Consider the following 25,795-nt stretch of genomic DNA (forward strand, 5'->3'; position numbering starts at 1 on the left):
CACGTCACGAGGGCGTCACGATCGACCGCTTGACACGGAAGGCGGTATTGCGGGGGCTCCGTCACCCGGCGTAGACCTGTCGGCACGGGACAGCGACGCGCACGGGAGAGACGGGGCAGCGATGCGTACAACTCTTCGTCCACGCAAGGCCGCAGTGACCATCACGGCGCTCACGGCGCTCTCCGCACTGGCCCTCGCGGCCTGCGGAGGCGACGGCGGGACGCCCGAGGACCCGGGGAAGGCCACGTCCACCCCCGGCTCCTCCCTCAAGGGCGAGAAGATCGAGGTCGCCGCCGTCTGGACGGGCCCCGAGCAGGAGAACTTCACGAAGGTCCTCAAGGAGTTCGAGAAGCGGACGGGCGCGACCGTCACGTTCGTGCCGGCCCAGGACCCGATCGTGAACTTCCTCGGGACGAAGATCGCCGGCGGCTCCCCGCCCGACGTGGCGATGCTGCCGCAGGTCGGCGCGATCCAGCAGGCCGCCGCCCAGAAGTGGCTGAAGCCGGTCGGCCCCGAGGCCGCGGCCCAGCTGGCCGCGAACTACTCGCCCGGCTGGCGGAGCCTCGGCGCGGTCGACGGCACCCAGTACGGGGTCTACTTCAAGGCCGCCAACAAATCCCTGGTCTGGTACAACACCGCGGTCTTCGAGAACGCGGGCGCGACCGAGCCGAAGACCTGGAAGGAGTTCCTCTCCACCGCCGAGACCATCTCGGCCTCCGGTGTCACCCCGGTCTCCGTCGGCGGCGCGGACGGCTGGACCCTCACCGACTGGTTCGAGAACGTCTACCTGTCCCAGGCGGGCCCGGCCAAGTACGACCAGCTGGCGAAGCACGAGATCAAGTGGACCGACCCGTCCGTCGCCGCGGCCCTCACCACGCTCGCCGAGCTGTTCGGGAAGCCGGCGCTGCTCGCGGGCGGGACGAGCGGCGCGCTCCAGACCGAGTACCCGGTCTCGGTCACCCAGACGTTCACGGGCGGCGACCAGCCGAAGGGGGCGATGGTCTTCGAGGGCGACTTCGCGGCCGTCAACATCGCCCAGACGGAGGCGAAGATCGGCACGGACGCGAAGGCCTTCCCGTTCCCGGCGGTCGACGGCGGCATCGCTCCGGTCGTGACGGCCGGCGACGCGGCCGTCGCGCTGAAGGACACGAAGGGCGCGCAGGCGCTGCTCGCCTTCCTGGCGTCCCCGGACGCGGCGAGGATCTGGGCGGCCGAGGGCGGCTTCCTCTCCCCCAACAAGAACCTGGACCCGGCCACGTATCCGAACGACGTCCAGCGCGAGATCGCGAAGGCCCTCGTCGGCGCCGGTGACAACTTCCGCTTCGACATGTCGGACCAGATGCCGCAGTCCTTCGGCGGGACCCCGGGCAAGGGCGAGTGGAAGGCGCTGCAGGACTTCCTGAAGAACCCGAAGGACGTCGCCGGGGCCCAGGCGCGTCTGGAGGCGGACGCGGCGAAGGCGTACCGGGCCGCCGCGAAGAGCTGAGGCCCCGGCATGCCGAGGGCCACCACCTCCCGCGCACCCGCCGAATCCACGACCAGGAACGGGAAGGGGAGCAGGAACGGGCACCGGACCAGGAACGGGCACAGGAGCAGGACGGTCGCGGCGGGGTTCCTGCTCCCCGCCCTGCTCCTCCTCGGGGCGCTGGTCGTCTACCCGATCGGGTACTCCGTCCAGCGCTCGTTCTTCGACCGCTCCGGCTCCTCCTTCGTGGGTCTGGACAACTACCTCGCGCTCGTCACCGACGACTCGCTCCGCACCGCCGTGCGGAACAACCTGATCTGGCTGGTTCTCGCCCCCGCGGTCGCCACCGCCCTCGGTCTGGTGTTCGCCGTCCTGACCGAACGCGTCCGCTGGGGCACGGCGTTCAAGCTGGTCGTCTTCATGCCGATGGCGATCTCGATGCTGGCGGCCGGGATCATCTTCCGGCTCGTCTACGAGCAGGACCCGGACCGGGGCGTCGCCAACGCCGTCTGGGTCGGGGTCCACGACACGTTCGCCGAGTCCTCGGGCTTCCCCCGGGCCCGGCCGCTCCCCGTGCACCCGCTCGCGGCGGCCGGCGGCGGCGCGTTCGTCACCAAGGAGGCGGTACGCGCCGGGGAGCCCGTCCGGCTCCCGCTGATCGGGGTGGCCCCCGGCCGGATGCCGAAGGAGGCCCGCCCGGCACACGAGCCCACCTCCCCCTCGGCGGACACCGTCACGGGAACGGCCTGGCTGGACTTCACCCGGGGCGGCGGCGGAAAGCCGAACGTCGTCGACCCGGCCGAACTCGGCCTCGCCGGGCTGCGGATCGAGGCCGTACGGGACGGCACGGTGGTCGCCACGGCCACGGCGGCGGCCGACGGCACCTTCACCCTGCCCGCCGACCGCGCCGACGGAGCCGTACTCCGCCTCCCCGCGAGCAATTTCCGGGAGCAGTACAACGGCGTGGAGTGGCTGGGTCCCTCGCTCGTCACCCCAGCCGTGATCGGGGCGTACGTGTGGATGTGGGCCGGGTTCGCGATGGTGCTGATCGGCGCCGGGCTCGCGGCCGTACCCCGCGAACTCCTGGAGGCGGCGCGGGTGGACGGGGCGAACGAGTGGCAGGTGTTCCGCCGGATCACGGTCCCGCTGCTGGCACCGGTCCTCGCGGTCGTCCTCGTCACCCTGATGATCAACGTGCTCAAGGTCTTCGACCTGGTCTTCGTCATCGCGCCGGGCTCGGCGCAGGACGACGCGAACGTGCTCGCGCTCCAGCTGTACCGCTCGTCCTTCGGCACGGACGCGGACCTCGGGGTCGGCTCGGCCATCGCCGTCGTGCTGCTCCTGCTGGTGCTGCCGGTGATGGCGGTCAACATCCGCCGCATCCGAAGGGAGACCCGCCGATGACCGCACCCGCCGCAACCACCCCGACCGCCCCATCCGCCCCGTCGGCTTCAGACATCTCACGCACCTCGCACGTCTCCCGCGCCTCCCGGATAGCGGCGCGCACGGCCGGCGGCGCGGTCCGCGTCTTCCTCCTCCTGGCCGGCCTGTTCTGGCTGCTCCCGACGGTCGGGCTGCTGCTCTCCTCCCTCCGCTCGCCCTCCGACATCGCGGCGAGCGGCTGGTGGGAGGTGTTCACGGCACCGGCGCGGCTGACCACCGAGAACTACACCCAGCTCCTCGCGAACGGCACGATCACCGGCTCGCTCGTCTCCACCGTCCTGATCACCGTCCCGGCCACGCTCCTCGTCCTGGTCCTCGGCTCGTTCGCCGGGTACGCCTTCGCGTGGCTGGACTTCCCGGGCCGGGACTGGTGGTTCCTGGGGGTGGTGGCCCTGCTCGTGGTCCCGGTGCAGGTCGCGCTGGTCCCGGTGTCGAAGCTCTTCGGCGCGGTGGGGCTCTTCGAGACGACGGTCGGGGTCGTCCTCTTCCACACCGCCTTCGGCCTGCCCTTCGCGATCTTCCTGCTGCGGAACTTCTTCGCGGAGATCCCGCGCGAGCTCCTGGAGGCGGCGCGGCTCGACGGGGCGGGCGAGGTGCGGCTCTTCACGCGGGTGGTGCTGCCGCTCGGCGGTCCGGCGATCGCCTCGCTGGGGATCTTCCAGTTCCTGTGGGTGTGGAACGACATGCTGATCGCGCTGATCTTCGCGGACTCGCAGTCGCCGCCGATCACGGTGGCGCTCCAGCAGCAGGTCCGGCAGTTCGGCAACAACGTGGACGTGCTGGCGCCGGGGGCGTTCCTGTCGATGGTGGTGCCGCTCGCGGTGTTCTTCGCGTTCCAGCGGCAGTTCGCGTCCGGGGTGATGGCGGGCGCGGTGAAGTAGTCCTCCCGAGCGGCGCCTCAGGCCTCCCGGGCGGCGCCTCAGGCCTCCCGAGCGGCGCCTCAGGCCTCCCGGGCGGCCTTCAGGCCTTGAGCGCCGCCACCGCCGCGCGCGCGAGTTCGTCCACGTACTCCGCGGGCAGCGCCGTACGGACGACGACGAGGCGCCAGTACAGCGGTCCGACGACGAGGTCGAGGGCCTTGGCGGGGTCGGCGTCCTCGGGGAGCTCGCCGCGCGCGACGGCCTCGCGGACGATCCGGGTCATGACGCCCTGCTGGCCGTCGAGGAGCGCCTCCCGGATCGCGTCGGCGATCTCCGGCTGCCGTGCGGCCTCGACGAGCAGGTCGGGGATGACCCGTGAGGCGACCGGGTGGCGCAGGGCGTACGAGGCCATCTCCAGGAGCGCGCGGACGTCCCCGTCCAGCGAGCCCGTGGCGGGCACCGGCAGGCCCTGGGCGGCGAAGGCGCCGACGAGGTCGAGGACGAGGGAGAGCTTGGACTTCCACCGCCGGTAGACGGCGGTCTTGCCGACGCCCGCGCGGCGCGCGATGCCCTCGATGGACATCCGGGCGAAGCCGACGGCCGCGAGCTCCTCGAAGACGGCGGCGCGGATGGCCTCGGTCACGTCCTCGCGGAGTACGGCGGCTCCGGCGGGGGCGCGGCGGGGGGTCGGTTCGGTCATGAACGCCATCCTAACCAACGGCGACGTTACGACGATACGGTTGCGTTCCGACGTTCGAGCGTCCTAACCTCCACGTAGCGACGATACGGACCCGTTCCATCGCCGACGACACCCGCACCCTTCGTCGAAAGCGGCCCGCGTGACCACGACCCTCGCCCCACCCGTACGGGAAGACCGGCACAAGACCCCGCCCGAGGACCTGCGCGCGCTCGCCCTGCGCCACGGCCTGACCGTCAGCGGGGCCCGCCCCTCGCTCCCCGTCTACGTCCGGCAGCTCTGGTCCCGCCGCGACTTCATCGCCGCCTTCGCGACCGCCCGCCTCACCGCCCAGTACAGCCAGGCCCGCCTCGGCCAGGTCTGGCAGGTGATGACCCCGCTGCTCAACGCGGCCGTGTACTACGCGATCTTCGGCGTCCTCATGAACGCCAAGCACGGCGTCCCCGACTACGTCCCGTTCCTGCTCACCGGCATCTTCGTGTGGACCTTCACCTCCGACACGGTCCTCGCCGGCACCCGCGCGATCAGCGGCAACCTGGGCCTGGTCCGGGCCCTGCACTTCCCGCGCGCGAGCCTCCCGATCGCCCTCGCGCTCCAGCAGCTCCAGCAGCTCCTGCTCTCGCTCACCGCGCTCGGCACGATCCTCGTCGGCTGCGGCCAGTTCCCCACCTGGAGCTGGCTCCTCGCCGTCCCGGCCCTGCTCTGCCAGGCCCTCTTCAACACCGGCGCGGCGCTCGTCCTCGCGCGGCTCGCGGCCCGCACCCCGGACATCAGCCAGCTGATGCCGTTCGTGCTGCGCACCTGGATGTACGCCTCGGGCGTCATGTTCTCGATCCAGAACCTGGCGGGCGCCGGCCGCTTCCCGGACGCCGTGGTGCTCGCCCTCCAGTGCAACCCGGCGGCGGTCTACATCGACCTCATGCGCTTCGCGCTGATCGAGAGCTACACGGCGGCCCAGTTGCCGCCGCACGTCTGGGCACTGGCCGCCGGCTGGGCCCTGCTGGCCTTCGCGGGCGGCTTCATCTGGTTCTGGAAGGCGGAGGAGACGTACGGCCGTGGCTGAGACGAGCGAGACCGGAACGACGAGCGAGACCCGAACCCCGACCGTCGTCGTCGACGACGTCCACATCACCTACACGGTCCACGGCGGGCACACCGGCGGCCGGGGCAGCGCCACCGCCGCCCTCGGCCGGATGCTGCGCCGCGGCCGTACGGCTCCGGCCGGCCGCCGGGTCCACGCCGTGAAGGGCGTGAGCTTCGCCGCGTACAAAGGCGAGGCGATCGGCCTGATCGGTTCGAACGGATCGGGCAAGTCGACCCTCCTGAAGGCCATCGCGGGCCTCCAGCCCGTCGAACGCGGCCGGGTCTACACCCACGGCCAGCCCTCCCTCCTCGGCGTCAACGCGGCCCTGATGAGCGATCTGACCGGCGAGCGGAACGTGGTCCTGGGCGGCCTCGCGATGGGCATGAGCCGCACGGAGGTGCGGGAGCGCTACGACGAGATCGTCGACTTCTCCGGCATCAACGAGAAGGACGACGCCATCTCGCGGCCCATGCGGACGTACTCCTCCGGAATGGGTGCCCGGCTGCGCTTCGCCATCGCCGCCGCCAAGAGCCACGACGTCCTGCTCATCGACGAGGCCCTGGCGACCGGCGACGCGCGCTTCCGGCGGCGCAGCCAGCGGCGGATCGAGGAGCTGCGGGCGGAGGCGGGGACGGTCTTCCTGGTCAGCCACTCGAACTCCACCATCACGGAGACCTGCGAGCGGGCCCTGTGGCTGGAGGCGGGCACGCTGCGGATGGACGGTCCGGCGAAGGAGGTGGTGGCGGCATACGAGGAGTTCACGGGCGCCAGGGCGACAACTCCTAAGAAATAGGGCATAGCGGACTAGAGTGCCGAAGGATGACGAACGATCACCCGAAGCCGCCGCGCCGCCGGGCCCGGAACGACCCTCCGTCACCCACCGAGCCCCGCCCCTCCGCCGCTCCCGCACCCGTATCCGCCCAGGCTCAGGCGCAGACCCAGGCCGCCGCCACCGCGCCCCCTCCCCCCAACCTGACCAAGTCCCCCTTCGAATCGGAGACCTTCACCTCCGCCACCTTCGTCACGGTCGGCCGCGGCCCCACCCTCGCCCTCGCCGCGGTCTGGCTCCTCACCCGCGCCGGCATGCTCCTGCTGCTCCTCCGCGACGACATCGGCATCGGCGGGGTCGCCCGCGAGGTGGACCTCTACCGGCACTGGTACGGGCAGTTCGCGTCCGGGACCTTCCCGCCGGGCGACGTCACCTGGCAGTACCCGCCCGGCGCGGGCCTCGTGATCATGGCCCCGGGCATCGTCCCCTCCCTCACCTACTTCCAGGCCTTCGTCGCCCTCGCGCTCCTCGCGGACGCGGTCATCACCCTCGCCCTCGCCCACGCGGACAGCGAACGCCTCACCCACGGCGCCTGGTTCTGGGTCTGCGGCCTCCCGCTCCTCCTGCACCTCCCCCTCGCGCGGTACGACGTCCACACCACCGCCCTCGCCGTCCTCGCCCTGCTCGCCGTCAACGCCCGCTCGACGGCCGCCCACCAGCTCGGCGGGGCGCTCGCCGGGATCGGCGCGATGGTCAAGGTCTGGCCGGCGCTCACCCTGATCGGCACCCCCCGGGGCCGCACCACCCGCGAGGCCTGGACCGCCGCCGTCGTCGCCGCGCTCGCCCTCGTCGCCACCCTCGCGCTGCTCTTCGACGAGTCCTTCGGCTTCCTGCGCCAGCAGGGCAACCGCGGCATCCAGATCGAGTCCCTGGGCGGCACGGCCCTCGCGCTCGCCCGGGCCGCCGACGTCTGGCCGGGCCGGGTCGAGTTCCGCTACGGCTCCTTCGAGTACGTCGGCCCGTACGTCTCCACCCTCGGGCACTTCGCCCTGCTGCTCACCGTCATCGCCCTCGGCTGGCTGCTGCTCTGGCGCGTCCGGGCCCGGCGCTGGACCCCCGCGACCCCGCTCGACGCGGCCTTCACCGCCGTCCTGCTCTTCACCGTCACCAGCCGGGTCATCAGCCCCCAGTACATGGTCTGGCTGCTCGGACTCGCCGCCGTCTGCCTGACCTCCCGCAGCACCGTGATGCGCCCGGTGGCCCTGCTGCTGCTCCCGGCGGCCGGGCTGAGCTCGCTCGCGTACCCCACCCTGTACGCGGAGGTCCTCAGCGGCGCGCCCTCCGGCCTCACCGTCATGGTGCTCCGCAACGGCCTGCTGCTCGCGGCGGCCTTGCTCGCCGCCCGCAGGCTGTGGAAGGAGACGGTGACCACCCCGGCGGAAAGCTGAGCAAGGGGAAAGGGCCCCGCCGGAAAACCGGCGGGGCCCTTCCTCTTGCCGTCTACGACGACTAGACGACTAGCTGTGCGAACGCAGCAGCGTGCGCATGGTCCGCATGGCCACCGACAGGTTCGCCAGGTCGAAGGTGTCCGAGCCCTGGATCTCCTCCAGGGTCGTCCGCGCGCGGCCCAGGATCGCCGCGTTCTTCTCCTCCCAGGCCTTGAACCGCTCCTCGGGGCTCGACGTGCCGTTGCCCGCCGTCAGGACGTCCTGCGTGAGCGCGGCGTGCGCCGCGAACAGGTCCTCACGGATCGAGGCGCGGGCCATCGACTGCCAGCGGTCGCTGCGCGGCAGCTCGATGATCCGGTCCATGAGGTCGGTGATCCGCAGCCGGTCGGCCAGGTCGTAGTAGACCTCGGCCACCGCGAGCGGCTCCTTGCCCGTCCGGTCCGCGATCGCGACGACGTCGAGGATCGGGAAGGCGGACGAGAAGCCGGCGACCCGCAGCGCGAGCTCCTCCGGCACGCCGACCTCGGTCAGCTCGTCCAGGATCGACTGGTACCACTCCAGGTCCGAGCCGCGCAGCAGCTGCGGCAGCTTCGCCCAGACCTCCTCGACGCGGTCCGCGAAGAACTCGATGGTCTCGCTGAGTTCGAGCGGCTGCGGCCGGTTGTTGAGCAGCCAGCGCGTACCGCGCTCGACGAGCCGGCGGGAGTGCAGCCGCATCCGGGTCTGGACGTCGGCGGGCACCTGGTTGTCGAGGGCCTCGACGGCGTCCCAGACCTGGCTCAGGCGGAAGACCACCCGGGCCGCGGTCTGCGCGCGGACGATCTCCTCGATCGACGCGCCGGTCTCCTCGCGGAGGCGGTGCAGGAAGGTCGATCCACCGGTGTTGACGGTGTCGTTGACCAGGACGGTCGTGATGATCTCGCGGCGCAGGGCGTGGTTGTCGACGGCCTCGGTGAACTTCTCGCGCAGCAGCGTCGGGAAGTACGCGTGGAGCAGCCCGCGCAGGTACGGGTCGTCCGGCAGCCCCGTACCGATCAGCTCGTCGGCCACCGTGATCTTGGTGTACGCGAGGAGGACGGCGAGCTCCGGCTGGCTCAGACCCCGGCCGTTGTTGAGCAGCTCGCGGATCTGCCGGTCGTTGGGCAGGAACTCCAGGTCCCGGGAGAGGCTGCCGTCGCGGCCCAGACGGCGCATGAAGCGCTGGTGGGCGTGGAGCAGCGAGGGCGACTGGGTGACGGCGTTGGCCAGGGCCGTGTTCTGCGCGTAGTTGTTGCGCAGGACGAGCGTCCCGACCTCGTCGGTCATCTCGGCGAGGATCTTGTTGCGCTGCTTGACGGTCATGTCGCCCTCGGCGACGAGCCCGTTGAGCAGGATCTTGATGTTGACCTCGTGGTCGGAGGTGTCGACGCCGGCGCTGTTGTCGATGGCGTCGGTGTTGACCTTGCCGCCCTGGCCCTCGGGGCCGCCGGTGCGGGCGAACTCGATGCGGCCGAGCTGGGTCGCGCCGAGGTTGCCGCCCTCGCCGATGACCTGGGCGCGGACGTCCTGGCCGTCGACGCGGATGGCGTCGTTGGCCTTGTCGCCGACGTCGGCGTTCGACTCGACGGAGGACTTGACGTACGTCCCGATGCCGCCGTTCCACAGCAGGTCGACGGGGGCGTGGAGCACGGCCTTCATCAGCTCGGCCGGGGTCATCTTGGTGATGCCCTCCTCGATGCCGAGGGCGGCCCTGACCTGCGCGTTGACCGGGATCGACTTGGCGCTGCGCGGGTGGATGCCACCGCCCGCGGAGAGCAGCGACGTGTCGTAGTCGGCCCAGGAGGAGCGGGGCAGGTCGAAGAGGCGGCGGCGCTCGGCGTACGAGACGGCCGCGTCCGGGTTCGGGTCGAGGAAGATGTGCCGGTGGTCGAAGGCGGCGACCAGGCGGATGTGCTCGCTGAGCAGCATGCCGTTGCCGAAGACGTCGCCGGACATGTCGCCGACGCCGACGACCGTGAAGTCCTCGGTCTGGGTGTCGTGGCCCAGCTCGCGGAAGTGGCGCTTGACGGACTCCCAGGCACCGCGGGCGGTGATGCCCATGCCCTTGTGGTCGTAGCCGGCCGAGCCGCCGGAGGCGAAGGCGTCGCCGAGCCAGAAGCCGTACGACTCCGCGACGCCGTTGGCGATGTCGGAGAAGGTCGCGGTGCCCTTGTCGGCGGCGACGACGAGGTAGGTGTCGTCCTCGTCGTGGCGGACCACGTCGAGGGGCGGCACGACCTCGCCCGCGACCAGGTTGTCGGTGATGTCGAGCAGCGCCGAGATGAAGGTCTTGTACGAGGCGATGCCCTCGGCGAGCCAGGCGTCCCGGTCCAGGGACGGGTCCGGGAGCTGCTTGGCGACGAAGCCGCCCTTGGCGCCGACGGGCACGATGACGGTGTTCTTCACCATCTGCGCCTTGACCAGGCCGAGGATCTCCGTACGGAAGTCCTCACGGCGGTCCGACCAGCGCAGGCCGCCTCGGGCGACCTTGCCGAAGCGCAGGTGGACGCCCTCGACGCGGGGCGAGTACACCCAGATCTCGAAGGCGGGGCGGGGCGCCGGCAGGTCGGGGATGGCCTGCGGGTCGAACTTCATCGACACGTAGGAGTGCGGCCTGCCCTGCGCGTCCTTCTGGAAGAAGTTGGTCCGCAGGGTGGCCTTGATGACGGTGAGGAAGGACCGCAGGATCCGGTCCTCGTCCAGGCTCGCGACCTGGTCGAGGGCGCCGTCCAGCTCCTCCAGGATGCCGTCGGTCAGCTCGGTGCCGGCGCGCTGGCGCTCCGGCGCCATCCGGGCCTCGAAGAGGGAGACGAGCAGCCGGGTGGTGTGGACGTTGTTGCGGAGGGTGTCCTCCATGTAGTCCTGGCTGAACGTCGAACCGGCCTGGCGCAGGTACTTGGCGTAGGCGCGCAGCACCATCGCCTCGCGCCAGGTGAGCCCGGCGGAGAGGACGAGGGAGTTGAAGTTGTCGTTCTCGGCCTCGCCGGTCCAGGTGGCGGCGAAGGCCTCCTGGAAGCGCTCGCGGGCGTCGTCGCCGAGGTAGTCGCCGCCGTTGCCGGTCGGGGCCGGCATCCGCAGGCCGAAGTCGTAGACCCAGGCGTGGCTGCGGTCGGAGCAGCGCAGCTCGTACGGGCGCTCGTCGGTGACCTCGACGCCGAGCCGGTTGAGGACCGGCAGGACGGCGGAGAGGGAGATCGGGTCGCCGGTCTTGTAGATCTTGAAGCGGCGCTCGCCGGGTCCGGCGACGACGGGCTCGTAGAGGGAGAGCGCGAAGTCCTTGTCCGTACGGGCGAGGGCCTCCAGGTGGACCAGGTCGGCGACGGCCGCGCGCGGCGAGTGGTCGGCCTTGTAGCCCTCGGGGAAGGCGTTGCCGTAGCGGCGCAGCAGCTCGGCGGCGCGCTCCTCGCCGCACTCGGCGTTGAGCGCCTCGCCGAAGCCGTCGGCCCAGGAGCGGGCGGCCTCGACGAGCCGGGCCTCGATGCGGTCGACGTCGGCGTCGGTCAGCTTGGCGAGCTCGGTGCCGGGCTTGACGCGGACGACGAAGTGCAGGCGGGAGAGGATCGACTCGGTGTTCCAGGCGGTGAAGTCGACGCTGGTGCCGTCGAGCTCCTCCTTGAGGATGTCGATGATCCGCAGCCGGACGCGGGTGGTGTAGCGGTCGCGCGGCAGGTAGACGAGGGCCGAGTAGTAGCGGCCGTACTCGTCCTGGCGCAGGTAGAGCCGCAGCCGGCGCCGCTCCTGGAGGTACAGGACGCTGGTGACGATGGACTGGAGCTGGTCGACCGGGGTCTGGAAGAGCTCGTCGCGCGGGTAGGTCTCCAGGATCTGGAGCAGGTCGCGGCCGTCGTGGCTGTTCGGCGAGAAGCCGGCACCCGCGAGGACCTCCTGGACCTTGCGCTTGACGACGGGGACGCGCCGCACGGACTCGGTGTAGGCGGCGGACGAGAACAGTCCGAGGAACCGGCGCTCGCCGATGACGTTCCCGTCGGCGTCGAACTTCTTCACCCCGATGTAGTCGAGGTACGAGGGGCGGTGCACGGTCGCCCGGCTGTTGGCCTTCGTCAGGATCAGCAGCTTGTGCTCGCGGGCCTTCGCGCGGGCGTCGGCGGGCAGCCGACTGAAGGAGGGCGAGACGGGGTGGGCGTGGTGGCCCTGGTCGTCGCCGGTGTGCTGCGGGTCGGAGCGCAGGATGCCGAGGCCGGTGCCGGGCACGGCGGACAGGGCGTCGCCGTTGACGAGCTCGTACTCGCGGTAGCCGAGGAAGGTGAAGTGGTCGTCGGCGAGCCAGCGCAGCAGCTCGCGGGCCTCCTCCACCTCGGTCGGCCGCAGGTCGGAGGCGGTGGGCTCGGCCGGGAGGCCCTCGGCGATCCGCAGGGCGGCATCGCGCATCTTGTCCCAGTCCTCGACCGTCTCGCGGACGTCGGAGAGGACGCGCAGCAGGTCGGCGGTGATCTGCTTGAGGTCGGCGCGGTCGGTCTCGCGGTCGATCTCGACGTGGATCCAGGACTCGGTGATCGCGTCGTGCGGCAGCTCGCCCTGGATCTGGGCGGAGAGGACCTCGATGAGCTTGCCGGCGACGTCACGGCGGACGAGGACCTGCGGGTGGATCACGACGTGGATGCCGCGGCCCTGGCGGGACAGCTCGTTGGTGACGGAGTCGACGAGGAAGGGCATGTCGTCGGTGACGACCTCGACGACGGAGTGGCTGCTGGTCCAGCCGTTCTCCTCCACCGTCGGGGTGTGGACGCGCACGCTCGCGGTGCCCTGCGGGCGGTTCTCCGCGAGCCGGTAGTGAGAGAGTGCGGCGCCGAAGACGTCGACCGGGTCACGGTCGCCGAGGTCCTCCGGCGCGGTGTGCAGGTAGTAGCGCTGGAGGTATTCGAGCACGGTGTCCCGGTCCGGGCGCTCCCCGGCACCCTCCGGCCCCGTCGGAAGTCGCCCCCCGACCGGGCTGTGCTCAGCTACCCGAGCGGCCCTTTCGAGCAGCTCGGCCTTGGCTTCGTCCAGCTTGGTCTGCATGTCCTCTGACTCCTGTCGCGCGCCGTTGCGTGACGTCGGTGGAAGAAAGGGCACAACGCCACGACGCGGTGATTCCGGTCGAAGACGACGGTATGCCCGGATGAGAGATGCCCGGATCGTTATCGGCCACGGAGCGTGGCGCGTCCGGACGGGAAGGATCGGCGAACGCAGGGCCGACCCGGCCGCTGTCGCGGTCCGGGCGGCAGCCGGGGGCTTCGCTGCCCCCACGGCGTATCGCGCTGATCACGGCAAAAGCCTATCGCCCTCGCCCCCCGAACCGTCACGAGCCGTATGCGTACAAAAGCGCGGGCGAAGTTTGACGTTATGGACAGCGACACGTGTCCTCTTGGCAAAGCGCCCCGCCGGGGGCAGCGTGTGCGCAAGCATGGGCACAGCACGACAGACCGACCATCTGTGACCTGGGAGAGCCATGGCGAAGATCCTGATCGTGACCGGGGACGCGGCGGAGTCGCTGGAGGTGATGTACCCCTACCAGCGCCTGCTCGAGGAGGGATACGAGGTCGACATCGCGGCCCCGGCACGCAAGCAGCTCCGGTTCGTCGTCCACGACTTCGAGCCGGGCTTCGACACGTACACCGAGAAGCCGGGCTACACGTGGCCCGCGGACCTGGCCTTCTCCGAGGTCGACCCGGGCGCGTACGTGGCGGTGGTGATCCCGGGCGGCCGGGCGCCGGAGTACCTGCGCAACGACCCGGAGCTCCGCAAGATCCTGAAGGCCTTCTTCGACGCGGACAAGCCGGTGGCCCAGATCTGCCACGGCCCGCTCCTGACGGCGGCGGTCGGCGGCCTGGAGGGCCGCAGGGTCACGGCGTACCCGGCCCTGGAACTCGACATGCAGGCGGCCGGCGCCACCTTCCAGGACTCGGCCGCCGTAGTGGACGGCCTCCTCGTCTCCTCCCGAGCCTGGCCGGACCACCCCACCTGGATGCGCGAATTCCTGAAGGTCCTCCGCGCGAAGGGCTGACACCCCGAGGGGGTGGCCGCGCTCACGCGCCGCCACCCCGTTGTGGTCGTGCGCATACGGCGCCGCCGGCGGTGGTTGTGGGCGTACGGCGCCGCCGGCGGTGGTTGTGGGCATACGTTCCGCAAGGGCGGAACGGGTGGGCACAACCACCCACCGGGCCGCACCCGGCCCGCTCCCCGCCCACCACCGGACAGGCGCCGCCGCGCGGGCGCAGCCACGCGGGCACAGCCGCACGCAGGTGCCACCGCACAGGGGGGCGACGCACAAGGGGCGCCTGGGCGCCTGGGCGCCTAGACCAGCTCCTCCGCGACAGCCACCGCCTCCGCGAGCGAGTCCACCACCGGCACCCCCACCCGCTCCAACGACGCCCGACTGTGCGACCCCCCGGTGTACAGCACCGCCTTCGCCCCCACATGCGCCGCCGCCACCGCGTCATCCGCCGCGTCACCGATGACGACGACCCGATCCGCCGCCACCGCCCCCACCGCCCCCAGCGCGGCCAGGTGCCGCACCATGTGCCCGGACTTCCCGTCCGTCGACTGGTCGACCCGCCCGTCCATCCGGACGAACCGCTCCGCGATCCCGTGCCGCCGCACGAGCGGTATGAGCTCCGCGTGCGGCGCGAGCGACAGCAGCGACTGCGTGAACCCGGAGTCCTGCCGCGCCGCGAGCAGCTCCGCCGCCCCGGCGGTCAGCCCGCAGCCCTCCGCCCGCGCCCAGTAGTGCCGGTGGAAGGCGTCGTCCATGACGGTCCACTCCGCGTCGGTGGGCAGCCGCCCCATGAGCCGCTCGTAGAACTTGGGCACGGGCACCGTGTACAGCTCGCGGTACCGCTCCAGAGTGATCTGCTCCAGCCCGAGCTCGGCGAAGGCGGCATTCGTCGCCCCGATGACCGCGCCGATGTCGTCGAGCAGTGTGCCGTTCCAGTCCCAGACCAGGTGCTTCCCGTGCTTCCCCATGGAAAGACGGTACCGGCCGCCTACGACAGCGACCCCCACCCGGTCCCGCACCACGTGGCTATCCGAGCAGCCCGGGAATCTCCTGCACCCCGAACCACAGCAGCTCGTGGTCCTCGGCCCCGTCCACCACGAAGCGCGCGTCCTCGTCGCCCTGGTCCGCCGCCCCGAGCGCCGCGGCGGCCGCGGTGACGTCCGCCTCCGCGTCGTCCGCGTCGGCGTGCACCGCGGCGGCCTTGGCCAGCGGTACGGGACCGGCGATCCGGACCTCGCCGATCGAGCCGGCGTCCAGCCCCCGGTCGGGATCCGTGGCGGCGTCCTTGTCGGGCACGTCGACGGCGACGACGACCCGGCGCCGCGGCGCCCCGGGGTCACCGGCGAGGAGCCGCAGGGAGGCGGCGGCGGCCCGGTTGAGCGCCGCGTACTCCAGCTCCTCGATGTCGTCGGAGACGTACCACTCGCGCAGCACGGGGGTGACGGCGTAGGCGGTCAGCGGGCCGGGGCCCAGCTCGCCCGCCTTGTGCGCCTGTGCGAGACCGGGGAGGGTCAGGGGGACGTACACGCGCATGGCTGGCCGCTTTCGTAGACGGAGAGGCCCTCAGGATACGTGCGGAGTCCCCCTTCGGGCTGGCGGGCCGAACTCGCCGCCCGTCCACCGCCGACGGCCCCCGCCGAGCCCCTGAAGAGCCGCTTTTCCACCGCGTCACCCGGATAGGTGATTCGCCCGCGGAGCGGCCGCGCGGCCCCGGACTCCTTGCGGGGGCTCGGACCCCACCCGTACAAGATCCCCAACGGAAGTTACCGACTGGTACCAATCGGTTACGCAACGACAGGGGCTCGCCATGACCACCACGCACACCACAACCACCCCCATCGCCTCCGCACCCGCGACCGCCTCCCCCACGGCCACCACCCGCCCCCGCACGCCCCGCCCCCGCACCGCCCCCGGCGGCCCCGCCGGCACCCGCCCCCGCGGCAGCGCGGGCACCCACCCCCGTACCCCGCCCCGCGTGCTCCCCCCGTACACCGCCTTCGCGGAGCGCCTGCTCGCGGTGCTCAGCGGGGAGCGGCCGGTCCACTGGATGCTCGGCCACACCGTCGGGGAGGCGTACGAGCAGCTCGTCCGACTGGCCCCGACGACGCCCCTGCGGTCGCTCGGCCCCCGCCCCATCCTGCGCCGCTGTTCCGTACAGCTGGACCCCCACCGCACGGCCATGGAGGCCTTCGCGAGCATCGCGACCGGCCATCGCGTCCGGGCCATGGCGTTCCGCCTGGAGCGCGGCCCCGACCAGCGCTGGCGCTGCGCCGCCGTCGAGCTCGACGGTCTGGGCGCGCCGCCCCGGCACCCATGACGAAGGGGCCGGCGCCCACCGGGCACCGACCCCTACGTCACAGCTTCACCGCATCACTTCTTGCGACGACGCCCACCGCTCGCGTTCTTCTGCGCCTTGCGGCGCTCCGCTCGCGTCATCCCGTCGCCCGACTCGTCGTCGGAGGCGAAGTCGCCCTCGACGACCCCGCCGTCACCGTCGACGGTCGGCGCGGAGAAGTGCAGCCGGTCCGGCCGCGCCGGAGCGTCGAGCCCCTTGGCGCGGATCTCCGGACGCCCGGCGCCGGACGGCACCGCGTCGCTCTTGTCGAGCGAAGGGGCGCTCGCCTGCACGGGGACCTCCTCGACCTGCTGCTCGACCTGGACCTCCAGGTTGAACAGGTAGCCGACGGACTCCTCCTTGATGCCCTCCATCATGGCGGTGAACATGTCGAAGCCCTCGCGCTGGTACTCGACCAGCGGGTCCTTCTGCGCCATGGCGCGCAGGCCGATGCCCTCCTGGAGGTAGTCCATCTCGTAGAGGTGCTCGCGCCACTTGCGGTCCAGGACCGACAGGACCACGCGCCGCTCCAGCTCACGCATGATCTCCGAGCCGAGCTGCTTCTCGCGCGCGTCGTACTGCTCGTGGATGTCGTCCTTGACCGACTGGGCGATGAACTCGGCGGTGATGCCGGCCCGGTCCCCGGCCGCGTCCTCCAGCTCGTCGACGGTGACCTTCACCGGGTAGAGCTGCTTGAACGCGTTCCACAGACGGTCGAGGTCCCACTCCTCCGCGAAGCCCTCGGCGGTCTCCTGGCGGATGTAGTCGTCGATCGTGTCGTCCATGAAGTGCTGGATCTGCTCGTGCAGGTCCTCGCCCTCCAGGACGCGGCGGCGCTCGCCGTAGATGACCTGACGCTGGCGGTTGAGGACGTCGTCGTACTTCAGGACGTTCTTACGCGTCTCGAAGTTCTGCGTCTCGACCTGCGACTGCGCGGAGGCGATCGCCCGGGTGACCATCTTGTTCTCGATCGGCACGTCGTCCGGCACGTTGGCCATGGCCATCACGCGCTCGACCATCTGCGCCTTGAACAGGCGCATCAGGTCGTCGCCGAGCGAGAGGTAGAAGCGGGACTCGCCGGGGTCGCCCTGACGGCCGGAGCGGCCGCGGAGCTGGTTGTCGATACGGCGGGACTCGTGGCGCTCGGTACCGAGGACGTACAGCCCGCCGAGGTCCTTGACCTCCTCGAACTCCGCCTGCACGGCCTTCTTGGCACGCTCGAGGGCGCCGGGAAGGGCCGCGGCCCACTCCTCGACGTGGTCGACCGGGTCGAGACCGGCCTGACGCAGCTCGGCCTCGGCGAGGTCGTCCGGGTTGCCGCCGAGCTTGATGTCCGTACCGCGACCGGCCATGTTCGTGGCGACGGTGACGGCGCCGCGGCGGCCGGCCTGGGCGACGATGCTCGCCTCGCGGTCGTGGTGCTTGGCGTTGAGGACCTCGTGCTGGACGCCGCGCTTGGAGAGCTGCTGCGAGAGGTACTCGGACTTCTCGACGGAGGTCGTGCCGACGAGGATCGGCTGACCCTTCTCGTGCTTCTCCGCGATGTCGTCGACGACGGCCGCGAACTTGGCGACCTCGGTCCGGTAGATCAGGTCGGACTGGTCCTTGCGGATCATCGGCCTGTTCGTGGGGATCGGGACGACGCCCAGCTTGTAGATCTGGTGGAACTCGGCGGCCTCGGTCATGGCCGTACCGGTCATGCCGGAGAGCTTCGTGTACAGCAGGAAGAAGTTCTGCAGGGTGATCGTGGCGAGGGTCTGGTTCTCGTCCTTGATCGCCACCCCTTCCTTCGCCTCGATGGCCTGGTGCATGCCCTCGTTGTAGCGGCGGCCGGCGAGGATACGGCCGGTGTGCTCGTCGACGATCATGACTTCGCCGTCCATGACGACGTAGTCCTTGTCCTTCTTGAACAGTTCCTTCGCCTTGATGGCGTTGTTCAAGTACCCGACGAGGGGGGTGTTCACCGACTCGTAGAGGTTGTCGATGCCGAGCCAGTCCTCGACCTTGGCGACACCGGCCTCGTGGATGGCGACGGTGCGCTTCTTCTCGTCGACCTCGTAGTCGCCGGTCTCCTCGATGCCCTTGAGCGGGTTGCCGGGCTCGCCCTTGGAGAGGCGGGTGACCAGCTTGGCGAAGTCGCCGTACCACTTGGTGGCCTGGTCGGCCGGGCCGGAGATGATCAGCGGCGTACGGGCCTCGTCGACGAGGATCGAGTCGACCTCGTCGACACAGGCGAAGTTGTGGCCGCGCTGGACGAGCTCGTCCTGGGACCACGCCATGTTGTCGCGGAGGTAGTCGAAGCCGAACTCGTTGTTCGTGCCGTACGTGATGTCGCAGGCGTACTGCTCACGGCGCTGGGCCGGGGTCATGTTGGCGAGGATGCAGCCGACCTGGAGCCCGAGGAACTTGTGGACGCGGCCCATCATCTCGGAGTCGCGCTCGGCCAGGTAGTCGTTGACCGTGATCAGGTGCACGCCCTTGCCGGAGAGCGCGTTGAGGTACGCCGGGAGGGTGCCGACGAGGGTCTTGCCCTCACCGGTCTTCATCTCGGCGACGTAGCCGAGGTGGAGCGCGGCGCCGCCCATCAGCTGGACGTCGTAGTGGCGCTGCCCGAGGACGCGCTTGGCGGCCTCGCGCACCGTCGCGAAGGCTTCGGGCATGAGGTCGTCGAGGCTCTCGCCGTCGGCGTACCGCTGCTTGTACTCCTCCGTGAGCGCCCGCAGGTCGGCGTCGGAGAGGTTGACGAAGTCCTCTTCGATGGAGTTGACCTGGTCCGCGATGCGGTGCAGTTTGCGCAGGATCTTGCCTTCGCCTGCACGCATGAGCTTGTTGAAGACGGACACTGAGGCTGGTCTCCTTGCCGGTCGGGCCTGGCACTGGGTCTTGTGATCGACGCGAGCGCGGGCACGGCAGGTGGTCCCCACCGCAACGGCCATCGTAAGCGAGACCGCCCTCGCGAAGGGAGGCCCGCAGTGCCCGAGCCGCGAGGCCACCCTCAAAGAGAACGCACGAGGTGGGCGGAAGGTGCCGCCCCACCCGAAAAGTGTTCGCTTCCGGTCGGGCGGCTCACGACAATCCAGGCATGGAGCCGATCACCCTCACCACCGACCGACTGCGCCTGCGGAACTTCGTCCCCGGCGACGCCGACGCGGTGTACGAAAGCTGCCAGGACCCGGACATTCGGCGCTGGACGGTCGTCCCCGACCCGTACACGCGGCAGGACGCGGACTTCTTCCTGAACCGGCTGGTGCCCGACGGCTGGCGCGAGGACTCGGAGTACCCCTTCGCCGTCGAGCCGCTGGCCGGCGGCCCCCTGCTCGCCGCGATCGGGCTGCACAGCCGCGACTCGGGAATCTGGGAGGTCGGCTTCTGGCTGCACAAGGACCACCGGGGCCGCGGCTACATGACGGAGGCCGTCCGGGCCCTGGCCCACTGGGCGTTCACGGGACTCGGCTGCACCCGTCTCATCTGGCGCGCGGAGGTGGGCAACACCGGGTCGCGCGCGGTGGCCGAGCGCGTCGGCTTCGCCCTGGAGGGCGTCCAGCGCGCCGGGCTCGTCAACAAGGGCACGCTCCGCGACTGCTGGGTCGGCTCGCTGCTCCCCTCGGATTTCGGCCTGCCGAGCCCGCTGCCGTACCTCCCCGCCCAGGACCGCCCCGCCAAGACCTGACCCCGGGCCCGACTGTCGGTGCCGGGCCCTAGGGTGCGATGCATGACGACTGCGCCGCGCCCCGCCGCCGAACTCTCCGCCGACGAAGCCCGCCGGATCGCGCTGCGCGCTCAGGGGTTCCTGGGCGCGCCCGACCGTAGGTCCGGGGTCCGCGGGGTGCTGCGCGCCCTCGGCCAGGTCCAGCTCGACACGATCTCCGTACTGGCCCGCTCGCACGAGCTCATCCCGTACGCGCGCCTGGGCGCCGTGGGCCGCAAGCCGGTCGAGGACGCCTACTGGACCGACGCCCACGCCTTCGAGTACTGGTCGCACGCCGCCTGCGTCCTGCCGATCGAGGAGTGGCCCCACTTCGCCTTCCGCCGCCGCGCCTACCGCGACCGCCCGCACTGGCACCACGACCTGTCGGCCGGGTCGTACGACAAGGTGATCGACCAGCTGCGCTCCGAGGGCCCGCAGACCGCGACGGAGCTGGGCGGCGCGAAGAACAAGGGCGAGTGGTGGGACTGGTCCGACGCGAAGATCGCCGTCGAGCGGGCGCTGATGCACGGCGAGGTCGTGGTGGTCGAGCGGCGCGGCTGGAAGCGGGTCTACGACCTGGCCGAGCGGGCGATCCCGCAGGCGCTGCTCCATGACGAGCTGGACGACGCCGAGTGCGTACGGCGCCTGGTGCGGCAGGCGGGCGAGGCGCTGGGCGTGGGCACGCGCGCGGACATCGCCGACTACCACCGCATCAAGGGCGAGCAGTTCGACGCGGTGGTGGAGGCGTCGGGGCTCGTTCCGGTCACGGTGGCGGGCTGGGGGAAGCCCGCGTGGGCGGATCCGGCGGCGCTGGCCTCCGAGCCGCGCGGCCGGCACCGGACGACGCTGCTGTCGCCCTTCGACTCGCTGATCTGGGAGCGGGCGCGCACGGAGCGGATCTTCGGCTTCACGCACCGCCTGGAGGCGTACGTGCCGAAGCAGAAGCGGGTGCACGGCTACTTCGCGATGCCGGTCCTGGCGGGGGGCCGTCTGGTCGGCCGTGTCGACCCGGCGCGCGAGGGCGGCACGCTGGTCGCCCGGCAGGTCACCCTGGACGGCCCCAAGGCCGTCCCGGCGGTGGCGCGGGCGCTGCGCGAGGCGGCCGAGTGGGTCGGCTGCGACGCGGTGTCCGTGGCCCCGGAGCGGGTGAACCACCCCGAGCTCGTACCGGAGCTGGTGCGGGCCCTCGGCTGAGGGATCGAGGCGCCCCTACCGGATCTCCAGGATCTTCTCCCGCATCGCGTAGACCACGGCTTCCATGCGGGAGTGCAGCTGGAGCTTCTCCAGGATGTTCCGCACGTGGTTCTTCACCGTGTTCTCGGAGATGAAGAGTTCCTTGGCGATGTCCCGGTTGTTCATGCCGGTCGCGACGAGCTTGAGGACCTCCAGCTCACGGTCCGTCAGCCGGGGTGCGGGCACGAGCCGGCGCTCGTCGGTGCGCTGGATCATCGACTTGAACTCGGTGAGGAGTTTGGACGCCATCGACGGGCTGATCTGCGACTGTCCGTCGGCGACCGCGCGGATCGCCGTCGCGACCTCGTCGGTGGAGATCTCCTTGAGGAGGTAGCCGGTCGCCCCGGCCTTGATCGCGTCGTAGAGGTCGGCCTCCTCGTCACTGATCGTCAGCATGATGATCTTCGCGCTGGGCGCCACCTCCTTGATGGAGGTGCACGCCTCGATGCCGCCGCGCCGGGGCATGCGGACGTCCATCAGGACGATGTCGGGCAGCAGATCGGCGGCCTTGTCGACCGCCTCGGCCCCGTCGCCGGCCTCGCCGACGACCTGGATGTCCTCTTCCTGGGCGAGGACGATCTCCAGACCGCGGCGGAAGAGGGCGTGATCGTCCACCACGAGGACCCGAATCGGCTCCTTGCGGCAGTCGGCGCTGTCCGAATCCGATCCCTCCGGAGCACTCTCCGGAGTGACCGCGCCAAAGGGCTCGCGTCCCCTGAGCACCGGCCCGAAGCTGTCCGCCATCGTTCCTCCCCCTGAAGGCCGTGGCCTGAATTCGTTTCCGGTCCTCCAACCGCTGCTCGATGAGCACCGGTTGGCGTGCACGACATGATTTCATGCCCCGGCGGCGCGCGGGGTTACCCATGGGCGCACGGGGGTGCCCCTGGGGGCGCGAACCGCGCTCCAGGGGCACCGAATGGGACACCTGATCTGTGTGTGGGTGGTGCGGTGGCGGCCTGTCAGCCGCCGAGCGCACCGCCGGCGCCGCCGCCCTCGGCGAGCGGGTCGCTCTCCAGGTGGATGACGCCGTAGTCGTACGCGTGTCGCCGGTAGACGACGCTCGGCTGCTTGTTGTCAGCGTCGACGAAGAGGTAGAAGTCGTGGCCGACCAGCTCCATCTCGTAGAGCGCCTGGTCGAGCGTCATGGGGGCGGCCCGGTGGGTCTTCTCGCGCACCACCAGCGGGCCTTCGCCCTGGACCTCGATCGAGCCCATCATCGTGGTGGGCACCTTGTCCGACTCGTCGGCGACCAGCTGGCCGTCTCCGTTGAGCTGGGCGGCGCCGGGCACCACGTCCCCGACCTCCGCTGCCGACAGCCTGCCGTTTCCACGGCGGGTGTAGCGCTTGTCGTGCTGCTTCCGCAGCCGGGCCTCCAGCTTGTCGCTGGCGAGGTCGAGGGCTGCGTAAGGGTCGCCTGCCGCCGCTTCGGCCCGGATGACCGGACCTCGGGAGTGGAGGGTGATCTCCACGCGGTCGGACCTGTCGGCCTGCCGCGGGTTGTGCTCCTTGGACACCTCGACGTCGAGGCTGATCACCTTGCCGTCGAGCTTCTGGATCCTCTCCAGCTTCAGCTTCTCGGCCACGTGCTTGCGGAACCGCTCGGGCACCTCGGTCTTGCGGCCCTTGACGACGATGTCCACGCAGAACTCCGTTCCCGGATCGCCCTGATCGGCTCCTCGGCCGCCGGGCTTCTCCCTTTGCACCAGACTCCGGTGGTTACCGGAGCTCGGACTTGGCGACTTTCACCTCCTCCTCCCCAGTCGACAAGATCCCCACCCCATCGACAAGAGGTTAATTCGCCCTGAACTCCTGTCCTGTAGGCGCAACCATGTATTCGGCGAGGCAGTGGCGTTCGCCATTCCTCACAACCGAACATAGCCCCTTCGGACGGGTGTCGGCACCCGCTACCGCGACATACCTCCGTTCGGGTGCTTTCACCTCTCACCACCTGCAACGATCCAAGTTCCCGACGAGTTCCGGTTTATTTCGAACGAAGCGGGAGAGGATGCGATCACAGCAGCCCGTCGCTGTTCGAATCCATGCCCCGACGGGGCCCGTTCCGGTGATCTCTCCGCCATTCCCCGAGGTAATCCGGGAATGAACGGAACGTGTACGCCTCCGAGTGCGCGCGCCGCCTCCGCGAGCGAAGCACCCGTCGTCATCAGGTCGTCCACGAGAACCACCCGTCCGGCCTCCAGCAGGCGCGCACCGCCCGGTACGACCTCCAGCGCCCCCGAGAGGTTCGCCAGTCGCCCGCGCGCGCCGAGACCCGCCTGGTCCGCCACGTACCGCCGCTGCCGCAGTACGGGCACGACGCGTGCGGCCCGTCCCCCGCGCCGCAGCCGGGCGGCGGCGGCCAGCGCGATCCGTCGCGTCGGATCGTGGCCACGCGCCCGCACGGAGCTCCGTGAGGACGGCACCGGTACCAGCAGTAGGGGCGAGGAGCCGAGGCCCGTGGCGGGCCCGGCAGCGGCCGTCACGGCATCGGCGAGCGCGCCGCCCAGGGGCCCGGCGAGCGCCAGCGCCCCACGTTCCTTGTGAGCGAGGAGGAGTTCCCGTACGGACTCGGCGTAGGGCGCGACGGCATGGACCACCGGCAGCCCCGCCGGCTCGGGCGCGGGCCGCACCCTGCTCGGTCCTGCCCCGGTCAGCGCGGCCGCGCACTCCGGGCACAGGACGGTGCGCGGCCTGCCGCAGCCTCCGCAGGCGACCGGCAGCACCAGCCCGGCGATCTCGCGCCACCAGCCCCGCATGACTCCACTGTGCGCGCTCCCGCCGCCCCGGACCAGCCCTGTGGAAAACCGGCGGGGCTCCCCGGAACCCAAAGGTCCCCAGGAACCCCACAGGACCCCGGAAGTACGTCAGGTGCACCCTGGACGGACGGGGTCCACCCGGGACGGACGGGTCCACCCGGGTAGGGACGGGCCACCCGGGATGGACAGGACTACCCGGGATAGACGGGCGAGGTACCGGCCTTGACCACCGGCTGCCAGTTCGTGCCCGGCGCCAGCCGGACGATGCCGTCGTTCCCGGAGTTCGCCACCACCGGCGCCCCGTCGCCGTTCGGCGCGGTCACCGAGCTCACCCCGTTCAGACCGGGGAGCACCGAGCTCGCCGAGGTCGAGCCGTCCGTCTGGAGGTAGCGGACCTGCTGGACGCCGCCCGCCTCCTTGCCGACGACGACCAGCCGGCTCGGCCCGGCCCAGGAGACGGCCGTGACCGACTCCATCCGCGGCGCGGCGGGCTGCAGTCCTTCGACGGACACCTCGGTCTCCGCCCCCGTCGTCTGCCGCTCGACCCGGCCGATCTGCAGCGTGGTGCGCTCACCCTGCTTGACCAGCAGGGCGATCCGCACGCCGTCCGCCGAGACCCGCAGTGCCTCGACGCGCGTGCCCTCCGTCAGCCACGGCGTACGGACCTCGACGGGTTTGCCGGAGCCGTCCGGCACCATCCACAGGCGCGCCGCCGCGGGGTTGCGGTCGGCGACCCAGAGGTCGCCCCGTCCGTCCCAGCTCGGCGCGGAGAGCCGGTCCTCGGGACGGACCGCCTTGCTCGACAGGACCGCGGGCTGCGGCTCCTGCTCCGTGGTGATCGAGGAGACGAAGAGATCGCGTCCGGTCGCTCCGACTCCGGCGGCCCGGGTCTCACCGCGGTCGACAGCGACCGACAGCAGCGGGGTCGTCCCGCTGCCGAACGGCCCCGGCACCGTTTCCGGCTCGTCGGTCTCCTTGCCCTGGACCGCCAGCTTCATCAGCTTGCCGTGCTCTTCGAGGAAGTACGGGCTCTCCTCGGACGCGGTGCGGCGGATCGCCGCGAACTCGGCCGCCTGCCCCTTGCCCAGCCGGCACAGCGGGTCCCCGTTCAGCTTCTGGAGCTCGACCTGTTCGACGCGTACGGAGGTCAGGTCGCCCAGCGTGAAGAGCAGCTGCGCCGCCATCCGCCGGCACGCCTCGTCGCCCACCAGGTCGGCCTTGGCGTTGAGCGGCACCTTCAGCGTGGACTGGTCGTCGGTCGTCAGCGAGGTGACCCCCGACTTCAGCTCCGTCCCGGAGGGGAACTGCGTGTCGACGGCCGTCTTCAGCCAGTTCGTCGGGCCTTCGAGCAGCGCCTTGACCGTCTGCGTCACCGGATCCATATTGGTGACCGGGTCCTGCCGCTGCCGGATGTAGACCGGGTCGGCCACGACCCAGTTCTCCCCGGAAGCGAAGTAGTACTTGTTGACCGACCGATAGTTGCGCAGGAAATCGGCCTCGCCCAGCACCAGGCCGGACGGCAGGCTGTCGATGCGCCATTCCTTGGTCTTGCCGTCCGCGGACGGCTGCTGCACGACGTGGATCGACTGGACGTACTGGGTGGGACTGTTCGGCTGGTACGCGTGGCGGGCGTCCACCTTCGCGATCTTGCGGCCGGAGAGCGGGTACGCGCGGCCCTGATCGTCCTGGTCGGTGTTGCGGTCGGCCTGCTCGCGAGCCGGCGCGGTGGTGAGCACGGTGATGCTCTCCTCCGGCTTCCAGGTCCGCGCGGCCTGGGTCGTCAGGTACTTGCGGGCGGTGGCGAAGCCGGGGTCGTCGCTGGTCATGGCCTCCAGGAAGCCGTCGACGATCTCGTTCGGGGCGGCGTTCTCCCGCGGGGCGACGGCGTAGACCCGCACCTGCGAGTCGCCGTGGTTCGCCCCCTTCACCGGCTCTACCTCTCCGCTGTCGGGCATCGTCGCGCACCCGGTGACGACGAGCACGCCGCACGCGGACAGCACCACCGCC

At 71.1% G+C, this 25,795-nt stretch carries 19 protein-coding genes; 10 read left to right on the forward strand and 9 right to left on the reverse strand.

Annotation, left to right across the window (positions count from 1 at the left end):
* The first annotated feature begins 121 nt into the window (after positions 1–121).
* The 3 genes from ASC82_RS03680 to ASC82_RS03690 are packed head-to-tail and all read left to right on the forward strand — an operon-like array spanning position 122 to position 3,789.
* Complete coding sequence (locus ASC82_RS03680) at positions 122–1,486, forward strand: ABC transporter substrate-binding protein (protein ID WP_056641265.1); 1,365 nt, start codon at positions 122–124, stop codon at positions 1,484–1,486.
* 9 nt (positions 1,487–1,495) lie between these two features.
* Positions 1,496–2,869, forward strand: a complete 1,374-nt coding sequence (locus ASC82_RS03685; RefSeq protein ID WP_242427530.1) for a sugar ABC transporter permease — start codon at positions 1,496–1,498, stop codon at positions 2,867–2,869.
* The gene (locus ASC82_RS03690) at positions 2,866–3,789 is read left to right on the forward strand and encodes a carbohydrate ABC transporter permease (protein WP_056641267.1); all 924 of its coding nucleotides are present in this window, start codon (positions 2,866–2,868) and stop codon (positions 3,787–3,789) included. The genes ASC82_RS03685 and ASC82_RS03690 overlap by 4 nt, the downstream gene beginning before the upstream one ends.
* A 79-nt stretch (positions 3,790–3,868) precedes the next feature.
* On the opposite strand, the gene ASC82_RS03695 is transcribed toward ASC82_RS03690, so the two are convergent.
* Positions 3,869–4,468, reverse strand: a complete 600-nt coding sequence (locus ASC82_RS03695; protein WP_056641270.1) for a TetR/AcrR family transcriptional regulator — start codon at positions 4,466–4,468, stop codon at positions 3,869–3,871.
* A 139-nt stretch (positions 4,469–4,607) separates the two neighbouring features.
* Here ASC82_RS03695 and ASC82_RS03700 point away from each other — a divergent pair, with 139 nt between their 5' ends.
* From ASC82_RS03700 to ASC82_RS03710, 3 genes are read left to right on the forward strand one after another with little or no spacing between them, the layout of a single operon-like run.
* Positions 4,608–5,528, forward strand: a complete 921-nt coding sequence (locus tag ASC82_RS03700) for an ABC transporter permease (protein ID WP_056641272.1) — start codon at positions 4,608–4,610, stop codon at positions 5,526–5,528.
* Positions 5,521–6,342: an ABC transporter ATP-binding protein gene (locus ASC82_RS03705; protein ID WP_056641274.1), complete on the forward strand. Its 822-nt coding sequence runs from the start codon at positions 5,521–5,523 to the stop codon at positions 6,340–6,342. The genes ASC82_RS03700 and ASC82_RS03705 overlap by 8 nt, the downstream gene beginning before the upstream one ends.
* A gap of 26 nt (positions 6,343–6,368) precedes the next feature.
* Positions 6,369–7,766, forward strand: coding sequence for a glycosyltransferase 87 family protein (locus tag ASC82_RS03710; RefSeq protein WP_107105802.1), 1,398 nt, complete (start codon positions 6,369–6,371; stop codon positions 7,764–7,766).
* Between the two features lie 69 nt (positions 7,767–7,835).
* On the opposite strand, the gene ASC82_RS03715 is transcribed toward ASC82_RS03710, so the two are convergent.
* Positions 7,836–12,803: an NAD-glutamate dehydrogenase gene (locus ASC82_RS03715; RefSeq protein WP_056641276.1), complete on the reverse strand. Its 4,968-nt coding sequence runs from the start codon at positions 12,801–12,803 to the stop codon at positions 7,836–7,838.
* A gap of 430 nt (positions 12,804–13,233) precedes the next feature.
* On the opposite strand from ASC82_RS03715, the gene ASC82_RS03720 reads away from it, so the two are divergent.
* Positions 13,234–13,788: a DJ-1/PfpI family protein gene (locus ASC82_RS03720; protein WP_024758793.1), complete on the forward strand. Its 555-nt coding sequence runs from the start codon at positions 13,234–13,236 to the stop codon at positions 13,786–13,788.
* Positions 13,789–14,078: 290 nt separating this feature from the next.
* Here the strand turns inward: ASC82_RS03720 and ASC82_RS03725 are convergent, their stop codons facing one another.
* Together ASC82_RS03725 and ASC82_RS03730 are read right to left on the reverse strand one after the other, a co-directional pair.
* Positions 14,079–14,747 carry an HAD hydrolase-like protein gene (locus ASC82_RS03725; RefSeq protein ID WP_056641561.1) on the reverse strand — a complete coding sequence of 223 codons (669 nt, stop codon included), beginning with the start codon at positions 14,745–14,747 and terminating at the stop codon, positions 14,079–14,081.
* 58 nt (positions 14,748–14,805) lie between these two features.
* A complete protein-coding gene (locus ASC82_RS03730; RefSeq protein ID WP_056641278.1) occupies positions 14,806–15,312 on the reverse strand; it encodes a hypothetical protein in 507 nt (168 codons plus the stop codon).
* Between the two features lie 274 nt (positions 15,313–15,586).
* Between ASC82_RS03730 and ASC82_RS03735 the strand changes: the two genes are divergently transcribed.
* On the forward strand, positions 15,587–16,096 hold the full coding sequence (locus ASC82_RS03735; RefSeq protein ID WP_347336065.1) for an Rv3235 family protein: 510 nt from the start codon (positions 15,587–15,589) through the stop codon (positions 16,094–16,096).
* Between the two features lie 53 nt (positions 16,097–16,149).
* On the opposite strand, the gene secA is transcribed toward ASC82_RS03735, so the two are convergent.
* Positions 16,150–18,957 carry a preprotein translocase subunit SecA gene (secA, locus tag ASC82_RS03740; RefSeq protein ID WP_056641281.1) on the reverse strand — a complete coding sequence of 936 codons (2,808 nt, stop codon included), beginning with the start codon at positions 18,955–18,957 and terminating at the stop codon, positions 16,150–16,152.
* A gap of 239 nt (positions 18,958–19,196) precedes the next feature.
* On the opposite strand from secA, the gene ASC82_RS03745 reads away from it, so the two are divergent.
* Both ASC82_RS03745 and ASC82_RS03750 read left to right on the forward strand, forming a co-directional pair.
* Positions 19,197–19,784 (forward strand): GNAT family N-acetyltransferase, encoded by a 588-nt coding sequence (locus tag ASC82_RS03745; RefSeq protein WP_056641284.1) that lies wholly within the window; start codon positions 19,197–19,199, stop codon positions 19,782–19,784.
* 42 nt (positions 19,785–19,826) lie between these two features.
* Complete coding sequence (locus ASC82_RS03750; protein ID WP_056641287.1) at positions 19,827–20,996, forward strand: crosslink repair DNA glycosylase YcaQ family protein; 1,170 nt, start codon at positions 19,827–19,829, stop codon at positions 20,994–20,996.
* 15 nt (positions 20,997–21,011) lie between these two features.
* On the opposite strand, the gene ASC82_RS03755 is transcribed toward ASC82_RS03750, so the two are convergent.
* The 4 genes from ASC82_RS03755 to ASC82_RS03770 all read right to left on the reverse strand — a co-directional run bounded on the left by ASC82_RS03755 (position 21,012) and on the right by ASC82_RS03770 (position 25,788).
* Positions 21,012–21,779 (reverse strand): response regulator transcription factor, encoded by a 768-nt coding sequence (locus ASC82_RS03755; protein WP_024758626.1) that lies wholly within the window; start codon positions 21,777–21,779, stop codon positions 21,012–21,014.
* A 215-nt stretch (positions 21,780–21,994) separates the two neighbouring features.
* Positions 21,995–22,675, reverse strand: a complete 681-nt coding sequence (gene raiA, locus ASC82_RS03760; protein WP_024758627.1) for a ribosome-associated translation inhibitor RaiA — start codon at positions 22,673–22,675, stop codon at positions 21,995–21,997.
* A 294-nt stretch (positions 22,676–22,969) separates the two neighbouring features.
* Positions 22,970–23,788 (reverse strand): phosphoribosyltransferase, encoded by an 819-nt coding sequence (locus ASC82_RS30890; RefSeq protein WP_079039004.1) that lies wholly within the window; start codon positions 23,786–23,788, stop codon positions 22,970–22,972.
* Between the two features lie 191 nt (positions 23,789–23,979).
* The gene (locus ASC82_RS03770) at positions 23,980–25,788 is read right to left on the reverse strand and encodes an LpqB family beta-propeller domain-containing protein (RefSeq protein ID WP_107105818.1); all 1,809 of its coding nucleotides are present in this window, start codon (positions 25,786–25,788) and stop codon (positions 23,980–23,982) included.
* Positions 25,789–25,795 lie beyond the last annotated feature (7 nt).

The sequence above is a fragment of the Streptomyces sp. Root431 genome (genome assembly GCF_001426585.1).
GTDB classification, from domain to species: Bacteria; Actinomycetota; Actinomycetes; order Streptomycetales; family Streptomycetaceae; genus Streptomyces; species Streptomyces stackebrandtii.

What these genes read in the sequence shown, in the direction of transcription:
- ASC82_RS03680 (WP_056641265.1), top strand. Translation starts at nt 122, where the DNA reads ATGCGTACAACTCTTCGTCCACGCAAGGCCGCAGTGACCATCACGGCG.
- ASC82_RS03685 (WP_242427530.1), top strand. Translation starts at nt 1,496, where the DNA reads ATGCCGAGGGCCACCACCTCCCGCGCACCCGCCGAATCCACGACCAGG.
- ASC82_RS03690 (WP_056641267.1), top strand. Translation starts at nt 2,866, where the DNA reads ATGACCGCACCCGCCGCAACCACCCCGACCGCCCCATCCGCCCCGTCG.
- ASC82_RS03695 (WP_056641270.1), bottom strand. Translation starts at nt 4,468, where the DNA reads ATGACCGAACCGACCCCCCGCCGCGCCCCCGCCGGAGCCGCCGTACTC.
- ASC82_RS03710 (WP_107105802.1), top strand. Translation starts at nt 6,369, where the DNA reads ATGACGAACGATCACCCGAAGCCGCCGCGCCGCCGGGCCCGGAACGAC.
- ASC82_RS03715 (WP_056641276.1), bottom strand. Translation starts at nt 12,803, where the DNA reads ATGCAGACCAAGCTGGACGAAGCCAAGGCCGAGCTGCTCGAAAGGGCC.
- ASC82_RS03720 (WP_024758793.1), top strand. Translation starts at nt 13,234, where the DNA reads ATGGCGAAGATCCTGATCGTGACCGGGGACGCGGCGGAGTCGCTGGAG.
- ASC82_RS03725 (WP_056641561.1), bottom strand. Translation starts at nt 14,747, where the DNA reads ATGGGGAAGCACGGGAAGCACCTGGTCTGGGACTGGAACGGCACACTG.
- ASC82_RS03730 (WP_056641278.1), bottom strand. Translation starts at nt 15,312, where the DNA reads ATGCGCGTGTACGTCCCCCTGACCCTCCCCGGTCTCGCACAGGCGCAC.
- ASC82_RS03735 (WP_347336065.1), top strand. Translation starts at nt 15,587, where the DNA reads ATGACCACCACGCACACCACAACCACCCCCATCGCCTCCGCACCCGCG.
- ASC82_RS03745 (WP_056641284.1), top strand. Translation starts at nt 19,197, where the DNA reads ATGGAGCCGATCACCCTCACCACCGACCGACTGCGCCTGCGGAACTTC.
- ASC82_RS03750 (WP_056641287.1), top strand. Translation starts at nt 19,827, where the DNA reads ATGACGACTGCGCCGCGCCCCGCCGCCGAACTCTCCGCCGACGAAGCC.
- ASC82_RS03755 (WP_024758626.1), bottom strand. Translation starts at nt 21,779, where the DNA reads ATGGCGGACAGCTTCGGGCCGGTGCTCAGGGGACGCGAGCCCTTTGGC.
- ASC82_RS30890 (WP_079039004.1), bottom strand. Translation starts at nt 23,788, where the DNA reads ATGCGGGGCTGGTGGCGCGAGATCGCCGGGCTGGTGCTGCCGGTCGCC.